At 71.3% G+C, this 17,576-nt stretch carries 16 protein-coding genes; 3 read left to right on the top strand and 13 right to left on the bottom strand.

The genetic code is table 11. The features are described 5' to 3' along the window. Positions 1–24 precede the first annotated feature (24 nt). Both ACWCQS_RS29075 and ACWCQS_RS29070 read left to right on the top strand, forming a co-directional pair. Positions 25–1,554 carry a helix-turn-helix domain-containing protein gene (locus ACWCQS_RS29075; protein ID WP_451007194.1) on the top strand — a complete coding sequence of 510 codons (1,530 nt, stop codon included), beginning with the start codon at positions 25–27 and terminating at the stop codon, positions 1,552–1,554. A gap of 63 nt (positions 1,555–1,617) precedes the next feature. After that, complete coding sequence (locus tag ACWCQS_RS29070) at positions 1,618–1,767, top strand: hypothetical protein (RefSeq protein WP_451007193.1); 150 nt, start codon at positions 1,618–1,620, stop codon at positions 1,765–1,767. 29 nt (positions 1,768–1,796) lie between these two features. Here ACWCQS_RS29070 and ACWCQS_RS29065 read toward each other — a convergent pair whose 3' ends face one another. The 9 genes from ACWCQS_RS29065 to ACWCQS_RS29025 all read right to left on the bottom strand — a co-directional run bounded on the left by ACWCQS_RS29065 (position 1,797) and on the right by ACWCQS_RS29025 (position 11,891). Further along, positions 1,797–2,990 (bottom strand): MFS transporter, encoded by a 1,194-nt coding sequence (locus tag ACWCQS_RS29065; RefSeq protein ID WP_451007192.1) that lies wholly within the window; start codon positions 2,988–2,990, stop codon positions 1,797–1,799. Beyond that, entirely contained in the window at positions 2,990–3,493 is a 504-nt protein-coding gene (locus ACWCQS_RS29060; RefSeq protein WP_451007191.1) for a GNAT family N-acetyltransferase, read from the bottom strand. Before ACWCQS_RS29060 ends, ACWCQS_RS29065 begins: the two co-directional genes overlap by 1 nt. 1 nt (position 3,494) lies before the next feature. Then, positions 3,495–4,763, bottom strand: a complete 1,269-nt coding sequence (locus ACWCQS_RS29055; protein ID WP_451007190.1) for a type III PLP-dependent enzyme — start codon at positions 4,761–4,763, stop codon at positions 3,495–3,497. Continuing rightward, on the bottom strand, positions 4,760–6,052 hold the full coding sequence (locus ACWCQS_RS29050) for a DUF6271 family protein (protein ID WP_451007189.1): 1,293 nt from the start codon (positions 6,050–6,052) through the stop codon (positions 4,760–4,762). Before ACWCQS_RS29050 ends, ACWCQS_RS29055 begins: the two co-directional genes overlap by 4 nt. Beyond that, positions 6,049–7,095: a phytanoyl-CoA dioxygenase family protein gene (locus ACWCQS_RS29045; RefSeq protein ID WP_451007188.1), complete on the bottom strand. Its 1,047-nt coding sequence runs from the start codon at positions 7,093–7,095 to the stop codon at positions 6,049–6,051. Before ACWCQS_RS29045 ends, ACWCQS_RS29050 begins: the two co-directional genes overlap by 4 nt. Before the next feature lie 97 nt (positions 7,096–7,192). After that, complete coding sequence (locus tag ACWCQS_RS29040; protein ID WP_451007187.1) at positions 7,193–8,680, bottom strand: glycoside hydrolase family 3 protein; 1,488 nt, start codon at positions 8,678–8,680, stop codon at positions 7,193–7,195. Between the two features lie 8 nt (positions 8,681–8,688). Then, positions 8,689–9,519 (bottom strand): carbohydrate ABC transporter permease, encoded by an 831-nt coding sequence (locus ACWCQS_RS29035; protein ID WP_450983332.1) that lies wholly within the window; start codon positions 9,517–9,519, stop codon positions 8,689–8,691. Further along, the gene (locus tag ACWCQS_RS29030; protein ID WP_388624616.1) at positions 9,516–10,514 is read right to left on the bottom strand and encodes a carbohydrate ABC transporter permease; all 999 of its coding nucleotides are present in this window, start codon (positions 10,512–10,514) and stop codon (positions 9,516–9,518) included. The genes ACWCQS_RS29035 and ACWCQS_RS29030 overlap by 4 nt, the downstream gene beginning before the upstream one ends. Positions 10,515–10,613: 99 nt before the next feature. Continuing rightward, positions 10,614–11,891 (bottom strand): extracellular solute-binding protein, encoded by a 1,278-nt coding sequence (locus ACWCQS_RS29025; RefSeq protein WP_451007186.1) that lies wholly within the window; start codon positions 11,889–11,891, stop codon positions 10,614–10,616. A gap of 325 nt (positions 11,892–12,216) precedes the next feature. Between ACWCQS_RS29025 and ACWCQS_RS29020 the strand changes: the two genes are divergently transcribed. Next, entirely contained in the window at positions 12,217–13,020 is an 804-nt protein-coding gene (locus ACWCQS_RS29020; protein ID WP_451007185.1) for a GntR family transcriptional regulator, read from the top strand. Between the two features lie 127 nt (positions 13,021–13,147). On the opposite strand, the gene ACWCQS_RS29015 is transcribed toward ACWCQS_RS29020, so the two are convergent. The 4 genes from ACWCQS_RS29015 to ACWCQS_RS29000 form a co-directional block, all read right to left on the bottom strand. After that, entirely contained in the window at positions 13,148–14,716 is a 1,569-nt protein-coding gene (locus tag ACWCQS_RS29015) for an MmgE/PrpD family protein (RefSeq protein WP_451007184.1), read from the bottom strand. A 93-nt stretch (positions 14,717–14,809) separates the two neighbouring features. Beyond that, a complete protein-coding gene (locus ACWCQS_RS29010; protein ID WP_388624626.1) occupies positions 14,810–15,178 on the bottom strand; it encodes a nuclear transport factor 2 family protein in 369 nt (122 codons plus the stop codon). Positions 15,179–15,228: 50 nt separating this feature from the next. Continuing rightward, positions 15,229–16,191 carry a diacylglycerol/lipid kinase family protein gene (locus tag ACWCQS_RS29005; RefSeq protein ID WP_451007183.1) on the bottom strand — a complete coding sequence of 321 codons (963 nt, stop codon included), beginning with the start codon at positions 16,189–16,191 and terminating at the stop codon, positions 15,229–15,231. Between the two features lie 135 nt (positions 16,192–16,326). Further along, positions 16,327–17,520 (bottom strand): cytochrome P450, encoded by a 1,194-nt coding sequence (locus ACWCQS_RS29000; protein ID WP_451007182.1) that lies wholly within the window; start codon positions 17,518–17,520, stop codon positions 16,327–16,329. Positions 17,521–17,576 lie beyond the last annotated feature (56 nt).

The following is a 17,576-nucleotide window of genomic DNA, read 5'->3' as shown; positions in this document are numbered from 1 at the left end:
CATATCTGAGATAACCTCAACCTCATGGCAGACGACTACCTCGTACGCATCGGCAAGCTCATCCGTGACGCCCGGCAACACCGAGGCTGGACACAGACGCAGCTCGCGGAGGCGCTGGGCACCAGCCAGAGCGCGGTCAACCGGATCGAGCGCGGGAACCAGAACATCAGCCTTGAGATGATTGCCCGCATAGGAGAAGCCCTGGACAGCGAGATCGTGTCGCTGGGGTACGCGGGCCCGATGCATCTGCGCGTGGTGGGCGGCCGCCGTCTGTCCGGCGCCATCGACGTGAAGACCAGCAAGAACGCCTGCGTCGCCCTGCTGTGCGCCTCGCTGCTGAACAAGGGGCGCACGGTGCTGCGCCGGGTGGCCCGCATCGAGGAGGTGTACCGCCTGCTGGAGGTCCTCAACTCCATCGGCGTGCGCACCCGCTGGATCAACGACGGCGTCGACCTGGAACTGGTGCCGCCGGCCCAGCTGGAGATGGCGGCGATCGACGCGGAGGCCGCCGTACGCACCCGCTCGATCATCATGTTCTTCGGTCCGCTGCTGCACCGCATGGACCACTTCAAACTGCCGTACGCCGGCGGCTGCGACCTCGGCACGCGGACCATCGAACCGCACATGATCGCACTGCGCCGGTTCGGCCTGGACATCGCGGCCACCGAGGGCCAGTACCACGCGCGGGTCGACCGCACGGTCCGTCCCGACCGTCCGATCGTGCTGACCGAGCGCGGCGACACCGTGACCGAGAACGCGCTGCTGGCCGCCGCCCGGCACGACGGCGTGACGGTCATCCGCAACGCCTCCTCCAACTACATGGTCCAGGACCTGTGCTTCTTCCTGGAGGCCCTGGGCGTCAAGGTCGAGGGCATCGGCACCACCACGCTGACCGTGCACGGTGTGCCGAACATCGATGTCGACGTCGACTACTCCCCCTCCGAGGACCCGGTCGAGGCGATGAGCCTGCTGGCCGCCGCGGTGGTGACGGAGTCCGAACTGACCGTGCGCCGCGTCCCCATCGAGTTCCTGGAGATCGAGCTCGCGGTCCTGGAGGAGATGGGCCTCGACCACGACCGGTCGCCCGAGTACTTCGCGGACAACGGCCGCACCCGCCTGGTCGACCTGACCGTCCGCCCCTCCAAGCTCGAAGCCCCGATCGACAAGATCCACCCCATGCCCTTCCCGGGCCTGAACATCGACAACGTCCCGTTCTTCGCGGCGATCGCGGCGGTGGCGCAGGGCAAGACCCTGATCCACGACTGGGTCTACGACAACCGCGCGATCTACCTCACGGACCTCAACCGCCTCGGCGGCCGCCTCCAGCTCCTCGACCCGCACCGGGTCCTGGTCGAGGGCCCCACCCGCTGGCGCGCCGCCGAGATGATGTGCCCGCCGGCCCTGCGCCCCGCGGTGGTCGTCCTGCTGGCGATGATGGCGGCCGAGGGCACGTCGGTGCTGCGGAACGTGTATGTCATCAACCGGGGTTACGAGGATCTCGCCGAGCGGCTGAATTCGATCGGGGCGCAGATCGAGATTTTCCGGGATATCTGAGCCTGCGTCGGGAACGAGCCGCCGCACCGCCTTTTGACCTGCTGACCTGCGGGTCGGAAGGAGGTGCGGCGGCTCTGTGCGGATTCATTTGGAGCGGAGCGCTCCGCTCCGACCGGGCTGCGCACCCCGGCCGTCGACCGGGCCGCCGCGCTGCCGGGCCCGGCACCGGACTGGGCGGAACTCAGGGAGCTGTGGAACGCGGCCGAGGACTGAGGCCCCGCACAGCGCCGCGCCGCAGATCCTCACGGCCCGCTGAACGAAGGCCGGGGTTCGGCCGCTGGTGTCTGGGTGCGGTGGTCGGGCCAGGGGATTCGGAGCGCGGTCAGCGTCACGATCAGGGCCGACGCGGCGACGGTCGCCATGCCGAGGGTGAGGCTCGTGGCGCTCGCGACGAAGCCGATCAGGGCCGGGCCCGCCAGCAGGCCGGTGGTGCCCATCGCGGCGACCAGGGCCAGGGCGTCGGAGCCGTGGCCGGCGGCCGCGACGTACACGCACGGGGTGACGGCGGCCGCGCCGAGGCCGACGCAGGCGAAGCCGAGGAGCGTCGGGACCAGCCCGCCGGCGAGAAGGGCGAGGGCCAGTCCGGCGGCGGCCACCGCGCTGCCGGCCCGGACCACCCGGCCGTCGCCGAAACGGGTGCGCCAGCGGTCGGCGCACACGCGGGCCAGCAGCATCATCGCGGAGACGACCGCGATGCCCAGCGGGGCCACGGACGCCGAGGCCTTGACGACGTCCTTCAGGTAGAGCGTCGACCAGTCGTTCATCGCGCCCTCGGTGATGGTGCCGGAGGCCATGGCGCAGCCCATCAGCAGGGTCGGCCAGGAGGGAAGGCCCCGGCGGCGGTTCCGCCTCGGCTCGCCCGGCGTCCCCGGTTCCGTCTGGGTGAGCAGCCCGGAGCGGGCGCCGGCGAGCAGGAGCAGCAACAGGGCCCCGGCCACGGTGAAGTGCGCCGGCACCGACGCGGTCCACGTGGTCACGCCCGAGGTCAGCAGGGCACCGGCCAGCAGACCGGCGCTGAACGTGGCGTGCAGCTGGGACATGGCGGTGCGCCCGTACGCCTTCTCCAGCGCGGCGCCCTGGGCGTTCATGGCGACGTTGAGGCAGCCGACCGCGACTCCGTCGGCGCAGACGGCCAGGAGGGCGAGCGGGTAGTTCGGTACGGCGGACAGGGCGGCCAGGACCGCGATGAGGCACGCGGCCGAGGCCAGGGACAGCCGCCGGGAGCCGAGGCGCCGCATCAGGGCGGCGACCAGCGGGAAGGAGGCCGCCGCGCCGGCCCCGCAGGCCATCAGCAGCAGGCCCACCTCCCCGGCGCCCAGGTCCAGCCGGGTCTTCAGCGCGGGCAGGCGGGAGACCCAGGTGCCGTACTGGAGGCCGAGGAAGCAGAACAGCGCCGCGATGGACCACTTGGCGCGCGGGAAGGAGTGTGTGGACATCAGCTCGCCTTCCGCACGGCGGCGAGCCGCGCCGACATGTACACCGCGCCGCTGCCGTAACCGGCCGGCAGGCGTGCCTCGTGGTGCGGGCGGTAGCCGTTGGCCCGCCAGAAGGGTTCCCTGCCTGCGACCGCGATCAGGGACATGGTCTCGAATCCACGGGTGCGGGCCACGTCCGTCAGATGGCGGGCCATACGGCTGCCGAGCCCTCTGCGCCGCAGGGGCGCGGCGACGACGAGGTCGTGCAGGTGGAGGTTGGCGGAGCAGTGGGGGGTCTTCTCGGGCCGGGTCAGGTCGGGGTAGCGGAACCTCGGGTAGGGCAGGGCCAGTGCGTAGCCCGCGATCCGGCCGTCGAGGTCCAGGACGAGGCAGGTGCCCGCAAAGCCCCGGGAGCGCAGCGCGGCCTCCCCCTCCGTGAGCCCGGTGTCCGCGTAGGCCTCCGCTTCCAGGGCCACCACGTCGGGCCAGTCGGCCTCGGTGATGCCGCGTATGAGGTGTGTCATGTCAGTGGTGTCCTTCCTGGCCGCGGACGCACACGCAGGGCAGCGGACCGATGCCGTTGAAGCCCTGGGTCGTATAGCTGGTGGCGTAGGCGCCGGCGGAGAGGATCCACACCGGGTCGCCGGAGGTGACGGACGCCGGCACGCGCACCGGGTACCGGCCCTCGCCGTAGGCGTCGTCGCTGTCGCAGGTGGGGCCGGCGACGATCGCGGAGACGTACTCCTGTGCTCCGAGGTGGTCCGGGAACACCATGCGATGCGTCAACTGGTCCATCTCGTAGAGGCCGTTGAACTTGCCGCAGCTCAGGTAGAGCCAGTGGGCGACGGTGCCGTCCGGCTGCCTGCGGCGGGTCAGGCGGGAGACGTGGGCGCGGACGGCACCGTGGTCGGCGACCAGGTGACGGCCCGGTTCCATCACGAAGCCGAGCGGGGAGGGCGTGAGGCCGCGCAGCCGGTCCATGCCCTCGCGGAGCACGGTGAAGATCTTGTCCAGGGGCGGGTCGAGGGGGTTGCCATGGCGGTCCTGGTAGCCGAGCGCGGGCAGGCCACCGCCGAGGTTGACGTGGTCGGGTACGATCCCCCGCCCGGCCAGCGCCGTCAGAGTCCCGGCGAGGGTGTCGAGGGCCTGCTGCCAGGCCTCGCCGGTCATCTGCTGGGAGCCGACGTGCACGGACAGGCCGGCCGGGGTGAGTCCGGCCGCGCGGGCCGCCGCCAGCACCCGGACGGCGTCGTCGGGGGTGCAGCCGAACTTGCGGTTGAGGCCCCACAGAGCGCCCTCACCTCCGGTGGCCAGACGGCAGAACACCCGTGCCCTCGGGGCGTGTGCGGCGATGGCGGTGACGTCCTCGATGCTGTCGGTGGCGAACGTGCGGACACCCAGGCGGTGGGCTTCGGCGATGTCTCGGTCGGACTTGATGGTGTTGCCGTAATGGATGTGGTCGGGGTGCGCGCCGACCTGGAGGGCCTGGGTGATTTCGGCGGGGCTTGCCGCGTCGAAGCCGGCGCCTGCGGCGGCCAGACAGCGGAGGACTCCGTCCACGGGGCAGGATTTCAGGGCGAAGCGGACTTGAATTCCGGGCAACTCGGTCAGCAGGGCGGTGTATTGATCCTCTATGCCGGTGAGGTCGTAGATGATGCGGTCGGTTTCGGCTGCGACGAGTTCCGTGGTGAGGGGTTTGCTGAGTGGTTCACTGCCGGCTCGTTGTGGTTGGTCGCGCCCACGCGGCGGTAGCCGCATATCAGGCAGGGCCCCGCGCCCCTGCGGGGCGCTCATGTGCGGGTCGCTTCCATCAGTGCCGGCCAAGCCTCGACCAGGTACGCGTAGTCCGCGATGTCCGACTCGGCCTCGTCCAGTAACCGGTCGCGCTCCTCGGCCAGTTGGCCGGCGAACGCGGCGTAACGGCCGCCCAATTTGCGGTACGCCGTGTCCACGCGGTCCAGTCGCCAGACGTTCTCGGTGCGGTCCAGGCCGGTGCTCTCCCGCAGGAGGTCCACGATGCGGTCGGGCCGTACCCGGTGCCGCTCGTCCAGCAGACCGGCGCCCTCGTCCGCCATCCGGTCGTAGACGTGGTGGAAGTAGAGCATCGACAGCAGGAACTTCACGAACCGCCGCTGGTAGGCCGGGAAGCCGGTGTCGGTGCGGCGTTCGGGGGTGTGGAAGTTCTCGATGTGGCGGTTGTGCAGGATGCCGGGCAGGGCGGCGTCGTGGACCAGGTGGAGGAGGAAGTAGTCGCTGCCGATGGTGTCGGTGGCGGGCGGGAGCGGGACGCGTGCGTAGATCGCGTGGTCGAAGGCGATGTTGCACATGTCGACGCGCATCGGGTCGACCACGGTGAGGGTCGCCCGGTCGCCGGTGAAGGGTGTCGTGCCCGCGCCGGTGAAGGACTCCTCGACCAGATGCCGTTTGCGTTCCTCGGGCCAGTCGCCGGGTGCCCAGAGGCTGACGACGTCGTGGTAAGCCCCCTCGTCCAGCTGTCGCATCTCCCCTATGTCCACGGAGAGTTCGCCGATGAAGGAGGCTCCGGCCAGGGACACCGGACGGCCCAGCAGCGCCGGGTCGAGGTCGGTGGGCAGGCCGTCCGCCGTGGCCTCGGCGGCGGGACGGCCCAGCCAGGGCAGTTCGTGGTGAACCGGGTACACCGGCTGTCCGGCGTGGAGTTGGTAGGTGCTGTCGGAGTCCCTGCGGTGCAGCGAGCGGCAGCCGAGGGCTGTGGCCAGCAGGAAGGCGCGGTTGGTGCAGGCGCCGTAGGAGACGGTCGGCGGGAGCATGAGGTGGAGCAGGCGGTCGGGCTCGGGGAGGCCCGCGCGCTCGATCGTCCGGCGCAGGAAGGCGCGCTGCTCGGACTCGTCGAGGTGGTGGACGGTGACTCCGGGCGCCGGGTGGAGTCCGGCGACGACCCGGGCGTGCTCGGCGCGGGTGCGGTCGTCGGAGGAGTCGAGGATCAGTAACTGGACGTCGGCGCCGAAGCGCTGGGCGGCGTAGGCGGCCTCGTCGTTGATCGCGGTGAGGGTGGCGGAGCAGGCCCGGTTGGTCGGCAGGCACAGGCAGATCCGGTGGTTCACTGCGCCTCTTCCGCCGTGGCGGTCCAGGAGTCCAGGCCGAGCAGTCTTCTGCCGAGCGGGTTGAGCGTGGCGGGCCCGTAGCGCTCGGCCTCCGGCTCGCGGGCGTCGCCGAGGAGGGTGGCGTTCCAGTCGGGGGTCGCGAGGGTGCGCCAGGAGTCGATCCGGGAGTCGCGCAGGGTGGTGTGCTCCTCCAGCGCGGGCATCATCGACAGGTACTGGACGGCTCGGACAGCGTTGTCGGAGAGGTTCGGTGCCACGCCGTGCGCCAGCAGCCCGTTGAAGATCAGCAGGTCGCCGGCCTGGAGGTCGGGGCGGATCACCGGGAACTCGGCGCGGTCGGTGCCGGGCCGGACCGGGTCGCGGCCGGGCGGCTGGGCCACGCGCCACTCCTCGAAGCGGCGGAAGAGCTCGGGGGCGCACTGGAAGCCGCCGAGTTCGGGCCGGGTGTCGCCCAGGGCGATGATGCCCTGGACGCGCTGCGGGAGGACGGCGAGGGTGGTGTCGACATCCCAGTGCAGCTCGATGTCGAAGCCCTCGTCGGTGGGTTCGATCAGGGAGCGGGAACGGGTGCGTGTGTTGGGCGGGTTGAGGTTGAGCCGGTCCAGGGTGACCCACAGCTCCTCGCAGTCCCATACGTCCACGAACGCGTCGTAGACCCGCCGGGTCTGCCGGCTGTCCCAGATGAGCTGGTGGTGGTAGGCCTCGACGAAGCCGTAGATGAACAGGTGCCGGTCGAGTTCGGAGCGGAACTCCGGTTCCTCGTACCAGGTGTCGGGGCGGTCGGGGTCGAGGCCCTGGAACTGCCAGGCGAAGTCGAGGAGTTGTTTGGCCTCGCCGGGGGTGATGGCCTCGCGGACGACGACGTAGCCGTAGGTCTGCCAGAAGGCGAAGTCCTCTTCGGAGAGCGCCCTGAGGGGCTGGGACTTCTCGATGTGGCGCAGGGGCGTCGGGGCGAGGTAGGTCTCGCCGTCGGCGCTGAAGTAGGGGCGGGCGGAGACGGCTCGGTGGAGGTGGGGGTGGGGGTCGGGGTGGGGCGTCTGCATGCGATTCCTCTGGAACACAAGGTGCGGTTGGGATCCGGGGAAAGAGCAAGGTCGAGCGGGCCGCCCGCTCCTGCGGGCGGCCGGTGGAGAAGGTGCGTCAGCCCGCGACGACGGCCTCGGCCGCCGCCACACCGCAGACCCGGGCGGCGCCGTAGGTGGCGATGTGCAGGGCGCCGCGCGGGGCGGCCTGGGGCAGGCCCATCTCGACGACGACGGTGTCGGGGCGGGCGGCGAGCAGGGTGTCGAGGGCGGCGCGCATCCAGTCGTGCCGGTGCTCGTCGCGGACCACGGCGACGATCCGGCGGCCGTCGGCCGCGGCGAGGGCCGCCTCACCGGCGCCCTCGCCGGTGAAGGAGCCGGAGTCGGTGCCGGGCAGCAGCCGCTCCAGCTCGGCGGCCACGCCCCAGGGGGTCTGGTCGCCGACGGCGATGTTGCGGGCTGGCTCGAACTGGGCGACGTAGGCGGGTTTGTCGACCGGTACGGCGGTGCCGGCGCGGGTCACTCGCAGCGCGCGGCGGGCCGCGACCAGGCCGATCTCGGGGTCGGGCACGGTCCCGGACGCGGCGGCGCGCGCCCCGGCGGTCCATGCGGCCAGGTGCCGTACCCGGGCGGCCGCGTCGGCGAGCCGTTCCTCGGGCAGTTCGCCGGAGCGTACGGCGGCCACGAGCGCGTCCCGCAGCTTGAGCACGGTGCCCTCGTCGCACAGCCCGCCGCCGACGCAGATGGCGTCGGCACCGGCCGCGATGGCGAGGACCACGCCGTGCTCCAGGCCGTAGGTGCCGGAGATCGCGCGCATCTCCATGCCGTCGGTGACGATCAGGCCCTGGTAGCCGAGTTCCTCGCGGAGCAGTTCGGTGAGGATGCGGCGGGAGAGGGTGCCGGGGCGGTCCGGGTCGAGGGCGGGCACGAGGATGTGCGCGCTCATGACGGCCCGGGTGCCGGCGGCGATGGCCGCGCGGAACGGGGGCAGTTCCCGCTCGTACAGGGTCCTCGCGTCGACGTCGATGCGGGGTACGGCGTGGTGGGAGTCGACGTTGGTGTCGCCGTGGCCCGGGAAGTGCTTGGTGCAGGCGGCGACGCCGGTGGACTGCAGGCCCTCGACCCAGGCTGCGGTGTGCCGGGCGACCAGGTCGGTGCTCGCGCCGAAGGAGCGCACTCCGATGACGGGGTTGTCGGGGTTGGCGTTGACGTCGGCGGACGGGGCCCAGTCGAAGTTGACGCCGCAGGCGGCCAGGCGGCGGCCGAGTTCGCGGGAGACGGCCCGGGTGAGGGCGGGGTCGTCGACGGCGCCGAGGGCGTGGTTGCCGGGGAAGGAGGAGCCGGTGCGCACATCCAGGCGGGTGACGTCGCCGCTCTCCTCGTCGATGGCGACCAGCAGGTCGTCCCGTTCGGCCCGCAACTGCGCGGTGAGCGCGGTGACCTGGCTCTCGGTGACGACGTTGCGGCCGAACAGGGCGACGGAGGCGAGCCCTTCGCCGAGGCGGCGGCGCACCCAGTCGGGCGCGGTGGTGCCGTCGAACCCCGGCTGGAGCACGGCCAGGGCGTCGCGGGTGAGGGTGTCCGGGCCGGTGGCGAGTGTGGTCATCGGCGGTGTCATCCCTTCACGGCGCCGTCGGTCAGGCCGCTGACGGCCTTGCGTTGCAGGAAGATGAAGAGGATCAGGATGGGCAGCGCGAACAGGGACGAGGCGGCCATCGTGGCGCCCCAGTCGTCGCCGAAGGCGGTCTGGAACTGCGACAGCCACAGCGGCAGGGTCTGCTTCTCGATGTCCTTGTTGAGGATCAGGACGAGCGGGTACTCGTTCCAGGCGGTGATGAACCCGAACAGCGAGGTCGCCATCAGACCGGGGGCCAGCAGGGGGAAGATGACCCGGACGAAGGCCTGCGTGCGGGTGCAGCCGTCGACCATGGCCGCCTCCTCCAGGTCCTTCGGTACGGCGGCCACATAGCCGCGCAGCGTCAGGACGGTCAGCGGGAGCACCATCATCGTGTAGAACACGGTGAGCGGCACCAGGCTGTCCAGCATGTCGTTGTCGCGGACGATCATGTAGATGGCGATGATCAGGACTTCCCAGGGGGCCATCTGCGCCAGCATGAACGTCACGATGAGCCCGCGCCGGCCCCGGAACCGCATCCGGGCGAGTGCGAAGGCCGCGAACAGGGCGATGACGAGGGAGAAGACCACCGACAGCACCGTGACGGTGACGGAGTTGACGACCAGTGTCCAGAAGTGGTCGGCGTGGATGGCCTTCTTGAAGTGGCCGAGGGTGACGTTCGTCGGAAACCAGACGGGGTTGTCGGAGATGATGTCGCCGGTCGGTTTGAAGGCCGTGGCGAACATCCAGTAGACGGGGAACACGAAGCCGACGAAGAGGACCACGGCGGTCGCGTTTGGCCAGATGCGGCCGAAGAGCGAGCGCTTCACAGCTCGTCCTCCTCTTGCTTGAGCACCATGCGCAGGTAGTACGAGGTGATGACGAGCAGCACCAGGATGGTCAGGAAGGAGATCGCCGCGCCGACTCCGAAGTGCTGGTTGCCGACGCCCTCGACGAAGGCGTAGATCGGCAGGGTCTCGGTGAGGCGGTCGGGGCCGCCCTGGTTGATGGCGAAGATCTGGGTGAACGCCTTGAAGACCCAGATGACCTCGAGGAAGGTCGTCGCGTAGAGGAAGGGCCGCAGGAAGGGCAGGGTCACCGAGGTGAAGCTCTGCCAGGCGCCGGCGCCGTCCAGGGAGGCGGCCTCGTACAGCTCCCTGGGGATCGTGGTGGTGGCGGCGTACAGGTTGATCGCCACGAACGGGATCGACTGCCACACGATCAGCAGGACGACCACGGAGAAGGTGGAGAACTGGCTGCCCAGCCAGTTGTGGTCGGCCATGGAATGCCAGCCGAGCTTGTCCAGCGTCCAGTTGACGACACCGAAGCGCTGGGCGAACAGCCACTGGTAGACGGTGGTGGCGGCGATGGGGGGCATCGCCCAGGCCAGGACGAGGCCCACCAGGAGCAGCAGCCGCATCCGCTTGCCGAGCCGGGCCAGCAGCAGCCCGATGAGGGTGCCGAGCACCATGATGAGCACGACGTTGGCGGCGGTGAAGAAGACGGTGCGCTCGACGACGTGCCAGAACTCCGGCTCGGACAGCACCTGCCGGTAGTTGTCGACGCCGTTCCACTCGGTGAGGTGCTGGATGAGCTGCCGCGGGTTGAGGTTCTGGAACGACAGCATGCCGTTCTTGACCAGGGGCCAGCCGAGCAGGACCACCGTGGCCAGCAGCGCGGGCAGCAGCAGGAGGTAGGGGGCGGCGGCACCGCGGCGGGACGGGGAACTGGAGTCACGCTCCGCCCCCCTGGGCGGCCCCGGTGTCCGGGCCTTGCGGACAGCGGGCTCCCCGGCCGTGTCCGTGCCTTGGGTCTGCACTGACATGAGTTGCCATCTCTTCCGTGGCCGTACGAACTCCCCGTGCCGTATGTGCGAACGGCACGGGGAGCCGGGGGCGCCTGTGGCGGCGCCCCCGGCGGGTCATCAGTTCTGCTGGGCCAGGCGCTTGTTGATCTCGCCCTCGACGTCCTTGGCGGCCGCCGCGGGAGCCTTGCCGTTCAGCACCGCGGTCATATAGGACTTGATCGGGTTGGGGGTGTTCTCCACCGCGGCCCACGCCGGGATCAGCGGGGTGGTGCCGCCGACCGCGGCGCCGGGGGCCGCGGCCTCGGCGGCGGCGTTGCCCGTGAGGTTGCTCTGCAGGGCCGTCTTGTTGGGGACGATGCCGTTGAGCTTGGCCAGTTCGCCCTCGTACTGGTCGGACAGGGCGATCTTCAGGAACTCCTTGGCCAGGGACTGCTTCTTGCTGTTCTGGGCGACGGCGAGGTTGGAGCCGCCGAGGAAGACGCCCTCGGGCTTGTCGGCCGTCGCGCCGGGGATGGTGAAGTAGCCGAGGTCCTTCTCGATGGACTTGTTGGCCTGGATGGCGGTGCCGGCCTCCCAGCCCATGCCGATGATGGCGCCCGTCTTGCCCTTGGCGAAGATGGTGGCCTGCTGGGGGGTGGCCTCGTCCTTGTCCTTGGGGGCCTTGGAGTAGGAGGCGTACTTCTTGTAGATGTCCATGGCCGCGGCGACCTTGGGGTCGGCGAGGTTGGAGACGTACTTGTCGCCCTGCTTCTTCACCAGGTCGCCGCCCTGGCCGATGATCAGGCCGTCGAGGAAGTACCAGTTCTGGCCCGGCAGGTAGAGGGGCTCGGCGTCGGTCTTCTTGCCGATGGTCTCCAGGTCCTTGAAGAACTCGTCGCGGGTCTTCGGGGTGGCCTTGATGCCGGCCTTCGCCCAGATCGCCTTGTTGTAGATGACGACACGGTTGGCGAAGTACCACGGGGCGGCGTACTGCTTGCCGTCGTACACGGAGGACTGGGAGACGGACGGCGTCCAGTCGGCGCCGATCCCCTTCTTGAGGTCGGCGAGGTCGGCGAGGCCGCCGGTGGCCGCGTAGGCCGGGGTCTGGGTGTTGCCGACCTCCAGGACGTCCGGCGGGTTGTCCTCGGAGAGGGCGGTGGTGATCTTCTGCTGGATCCCGTCCCACTTCTGGATCTCGAACTTCAGCTTCGCGCCGGTCTTCTTCTCGAAGGCGGCCTGGACGTCCTTGCTCCACTGCGGCGGCGCGGAGCCGTCCATGGTCCAGACGGTGAGCGTCTGGCCCTTCCAGCTGTCCGGTCCCGCGTCCTTGCCGCTGTCCTTGCCGTTTCCGCCACACGCCGCAACGGAGACCATCATGCCCGCGATCACGATCGCGGCAGCGAGCTTGCGCTTCACGCCACCCTCCTCAGGGATGCCACTAATCCCCCCACGCCCTCGGCGGTGACCTGCGTACGACGCTGTTGCACGTAGGGCTCGGGACCTGGCCACTAATGGTGTAGACCAGTACGGTGGAGCTTGGCCTAGACCTTTCGGGGTGTCAAGGGTGGTCCGGGAAGCCGATTCCGGCCGTTACGAGAACGTCACCGGAGCGCGCCCGTCCGCATCCGCCCGATTCATCCGGCCATCGGGCCGGCCCGGACCTGAGCGGGCGGGTTGGACTAGACCATAGGGCAGTTGGTCGCTATAACGGGAGACCGTCGACACAGCCGGGAAGGCAGGCATGACCACCGACGTCAGCAGCGCCCAGCCGCACGGAGGGGCGTCCGGCCGCACCGCGCGCGTGCCGAAGTACTACCGGATCAAACAGCGACTGCTCGCCATGGCCGAGGAGTTGCAGCCCGGCTCGGCGATGCCGGCCGAGCGGCTGCTCGCCGTCCGGTTCGACACCTCCCGGACCACCGTCCGGCAGGCGCTCACGGAACTCGTCGGCGAGGGCCGCCTGGACCGGATCCAGGGCAAGGGCACCTTCGTCTCCCAGCCCAAGCTGTACCGCACGCTCCAGCTGACCTCGCACACCGAGGACATGCGCGCCCAGGGCCTGACCCCCGCCTCGCAGGTGCTGGACATCGGGGAGGTCCCGGCCGACCAGCGGCTGGCGGAGCTGCTCGGCATCGGCCTCGGCGAGCCCGTGCTGCGCATCGAGCGGCTGCGGCTGGCCAGCGGCGATCCGATGGCGATCGAGACGACCCATCTGTCCGCGCGGCGCTTCCCCGGCCTGCGCCGCTCGCTGGCGACCCAGCCCTCGCTGTACACGGCCCTCGCCGAGGTGTACGGCGTCCATCTCGCGGAAGCCGACGAGACCATCGAGACCTCGCTGTCCACCCCGCGCGAGGCGCAGTTGCTCGGCACCGACGTGGGGCTGCCGATGCTGCTGCTGTCCCGGCACTCGCGGGACGCGGAGGGCACCCCGGTGGAGTGGGTGCGCTCGGTGTACCGGGGCTCCCGGTACAAGTTCGTGGCCGCGTTGCGCCGTCCGGCGCAGGGGACCGGCGGCACGGCGGGCGGGCGGTTCCCCGTGCAGTGAGGGTGTTCCGCGTGGCCGCGTTGCGCCGTCCGGCGCAGGGGACCGGCGGCACGGCGGGCGGGCGGTTCCCCGTGCAGTGAGGGTGTTCCGCCGTGCTGCCGGCCGTCGAGGTGCCGTAGCCGTGCCGTCAGTCCAGGAACGCCGTCTCGATCCAGCGGCGCACCGCCCGCGGACGCATCCGGTGCAGCCGGTCCACGGTGTCGGCGACCTCCTGCGCGCCGCCCACCGACAGGAACTTCTCCCGCACCAGCTCGGCATGGCCCGCCCGGGTCTCCGGGCCGGCCGCCCCGACCGGGATCAGCCGGGTGCGCGAGACCGTACGGCCGTCCGTCAGCCGTACGGTGACCCGGGCGCCGGTGGCCTTGGTGGACCGGGAGAAGTCACGGTCGTCGGCCGCCGACACACCCACCAGGTCCACCAGTTCGTCACCGCCGAAGCCGCGCAGCCACGGCACGGCCAGCTCCCCCGCCTCGCGCACCGCCTCGCCGAACGGCGCGTCGGACAGGAAGAGTTGACGCGTCATCTCCGTGTCGTGCTCCAGCCGTATCCGCCTGGCCAGCGCCCACCGGTCGGGGTCGTCCAGCAGGGGTGCGGAGAAGTCGTCCACGCCGAACTCGCCGGTGAGCAGGGTGGTCGCCACCGGGTAGGGCACGTCCAGCACCAGCGCGCCCAGCGGGGAACCGGGCCCGGTGACGTACTGGGCGGCCCGCTGGCCCGCGAACAGCGTGTACAGGGAGGCCTCGACGACGACTTCGGCCACGTCCCGCGGGCGCAGCGCGCCGATCTCCTTGTGGATCTCGGCCGCGCAGTCCACTGCCGCGTCGATACCGGGCCCGCCCGGGTGCATCTTGAACGACAGGGTGTCCGTGTGCCAGCGGCGCCCGAGCCCCTTGGTCACCGCCTGGGGCAGCGGCACGGTGGCGAAGCGGGCCAGGAAGCCGTCGCGGTGCTCCATGATGTCCGGCGCCCCGCGCAGCCCGGCGTACGCGGCGTCACAGGCGTCCATCGCAGTGCGCACCGGGGTGAAGGTGTTGAACAGGCGGGCGTCGCTGGCCAGGAAGGCGCGCATCAGCGGCCAGTTGGGCATCGCGAAGGCCAGCCCGAAAGCGTTCTCGAACAGGGCTGCCGGGGCCCGGTCGCAGTGCAGCCGCCCGGCCACCGCGCCGGCCAGATGGGTGTGTACGGCGCTCTGGCCGCGCAGGGGTCCGAGGGTCGCGGAGGCGGTGATCCGGGCCGCGCACTCGTTGGCCGCGACCACCGCGGTGAGCAGCGAGAGCCCGTCCAGCTGCCGGGCGTAGGCGAAGGCGAGCGGCACCGCCACGGTGGAGTTCGACAGGTGTCCGGCGTAGGCGGTGTCGTCCAGGTTCAGCCAGGAACCGAGCGCGGCGAAGACACCGGCCGCCTGACGCGGATCGCGCTGCATGGGGTGCCCGAACGCGGCCACCAGCCTTCTGCCGAGCGGGTGTTGCAGCCCCGCGCGGATGGAGGCGATCTGCGAGAGCACCTGGCTCGCGGCGAGCTTCAGCACCCGGCACGGCACATCCTGCGGCCGCAGGGTCGCGGCCCAGTGCGAGAGCTCACGCAACGGGGTGTCGGCTGGGGTGCGGCCGCGGGCGGCCCGGGCCGGGGTGCGGGCCTGCTCGGCCCAGTCGGCGCACAGCGCCCGGGCGACGCTCTCCGCGAGGACGGCGGTCATGGCGGGTACCTTCCGTGCGTGCGCTGGGACGTGCGGGGGAACACGGCTGCGGGAGCACCGTCGCCCCGGTGCTCCCGCAGTGCATGGGTGGTGTTACGCGGCCGGGACCTTGTCCAGGAAGCCGTAGACGGCCTTGATCTTGCCCGCCTCGTCGGTGACGAGCACGTCGAAGCCGATGGCGATCGGCTCGGCGCCCGGCTCGGTCACCAGGCCCCACTGGAAGCGGGCCTGGTTGTGGTGGGCGTCGACGGTGCCGTGCAGTTCGAAGGCGAGGCCCTTGAACTGGTCGCGGGCACCGGCCACCACGGCCCCGAAGCCCTCGTGGCCCTCGACCGCGGCGAGCGGGTCGATGTACGGGGCGTCGGCGGTGAACAGCTCGGCGATGGCCGCGGCGCGCTTCTCGGCGTCCGCCTCGTTCCAGATGTCGAGGTAACGGGTGACGGTGGTGGTCAGGTCGCTCATGCGGGCGATCTCCTCTGTGGCGTGCTTCTCTGGTTCTTCGGACAGGTGGTTCAGGGGGTGGCCGGCGCCCAGACCGGGAGGGCTCCGGGGAGCACCTCGAAGGTGGCCGTGGTGCCGATGCCGTGCTGGTACTCGCCGTCGTGTTCCAGCGGGAGCCGGCGGCCGTCGGTGCGCTCGACGGTGATCGTGCGCCCGCGGGCGTAGACGGTCGCCGGGTGGTCCATGTGCCGTGCCTTCAGGGTCAGTTCCGGCACCTGGTCCGCCGGGACCGCGCCGCCGATCACACAGACGTCGAGCAGTCCGTCGTCGAGCAGCGAGCCGGGCAGGACCAGGAACCGGCCGCCTCGGTAGCGGCCGCCGCCGACGTTGGCGAGGACCGTGGGGCCCTCGTGCACGACCCGGCCGTCCACGGTGACCCGGCCCGGGTACGGCTGGTAGCCGGCGGCCGTGTCGGCGAAGGCGCGGGCATAGCGCTCCCGCCCGGTCAGCGGCAGCTCCCGGGCGGTGATCAGCGCGTCGGCGATCACTCCCGAACAGGCCCCGAGATACACGTGGTTGCGCGTCTCGGCCAGGCGGGCCAGGTCGAGGCGGCGCAGGCGGGCGCTGCCGCCGATGCCGTTGTCGGTCAGGACCGCCTTCAGGGACTCGCTCCAGGGGCGCTCGCCCCACAGCATCTTGTAGCCGGAGTTGCCGGTGCCGCCGGGCACCACCGCGAGGGCGGCGTTCCCGGTCACGGGCACGAGTCCCTGGACGGCCTCCCGGACGGTGCCGTCCCCGCCGATGACCACGATCAGGTCGGGCGCGCCGGGGGATGCCGCCGCGGGCCGCTGCAGGGCGCGGCGCACCGCGACCGTGGCGTCACCGGGGCCGGTGGTGAGGTGCATCTCGGTGTGCTCCAGGCAGGAGGCACACAGCTGCCTTACTTCTTCGACCAGTTCGGGCGAGTGGCTGCCGGAGGCGGGGTTGCCCAGGACGAGCGCCCGGGTGGGAGCCGGGGCTGCGGTGTCTGCCATGGCGGGCGTACTCCTTCTCGTCGGACGGCAGCGGACCGACCAGGCCGGGTGGTGCTGCCCCGGTCTCGCCGCGTTTTCCACTGTGCCGGGGGGCGCTGACACGGCGCTGACGCCGGGTCCCGGGGCGCGCGGGGTTCACCAGGTGACCGGCAGTTCCTCCAGGCCGTACACGATCGTGTTCTCGCGGAAGCGGACCTCCTGCGGCGGCACCGCCAGGCGCAGCGTCGGGAAGCGGGTGAAGAGGGCGCTCAGGCACACCTCCAGCTCCATGCGGGCCAGCGACGCGCCGGGGCACAGATGGGCGCCGAAGCCGAAGGCGAGATGGCCGGAGGTGTCGCGGTGGATGTCGAGGCGGGCGGCGCCGGGGTAGACCGACTCGTCGTGGTTGGCGGCGGGGATGGCGACGATCACGCCGTCCCCCTTGCGGATCCTCGCCCCGCTCAGCTCGACGTCGTCCACGGCGGCGCGCACCTGGTTGTCCTGCGAGATGGACCAGTAGCGCAGGAGTTCCTCGACTGCGGGCCTGAACAGGCCTGGGTCGGCACGGAGTTCGGCCAGCTGGTCCGGGTCGCGCAGCAGGCTGAGCACGCTGAGGCTGATCTGGTGGGCCGTGGTCTCGTGCCCGGCGACAAGGATGAACCGGGCCATGGCCACGAGGTCCTCGTGGGTCAGCTCGCCGCTCGCCACATAGCGGGTGGCCAGCCGGCTGATCAGGTCGTCCTGCGGAGTGGCGGTGCGCTGTGCGACGAGCCGGTCCAGGAACTGCGACATCTCCACGAAGGCCGCGTACGTCTCCTCGGGGCCGGCCTCCTGGGAGAGGATGACCCGGCTCTGCTCGGTGAAGTCCGCCTCGTCCTCCTCCGGCACGCCGAGCATCCGGGCGATCACCAGGGAGGGCAGCCGGACCGCGAAGTTCGCCACCAGGTCGACCGGGCGGGGGCCCGCCGCCAGCTCGTCCAGCAGCTGTTCGACCAGGAGTTCCACCTCGGGGCGCAGGGCGCGGGTGCGGCGGGCGGTGAACTCGGTCATCGCCATGCGGCGCAGCCGGCCGTGCTCCGGGTCGTCCATGCGGCTGAAGGACATCACGCCGGGCTCGGGCGGCAGCTGGATCCGGATCGGGAAGCCGGGCTGCTGGTCGTCGGCGCTGAAGCGGTGGTCGTTGAGCACCCGGCGCACGTCCGCGTGCCGGGTGACCAGCCAGGCCTCGCCGCCGCGTATGCGCACCCTCAGCGGGGGCCGCTCTCTCAGCTCCGCGTAGGCGTCCGGGGGCGTGTAGGGGCAGGAGCGGGGCATGGGCCAGGCGGGGAGTGGGTCAAGGGTGTCGGGCACGGATGTCCTCCGTCGGCTCGGCCGAAATCCGGTGGGTTGTTTCGGCCAGCGTGGAG

This window comes from Streptomyces sp. NPDC002076, from assembly GCF_053593835.1.
The sequence above is the reverse complement of the archived record's forward strand: the minus strand, read 5'-3'. Positions and strand labels throughout refer to the sequence as shown.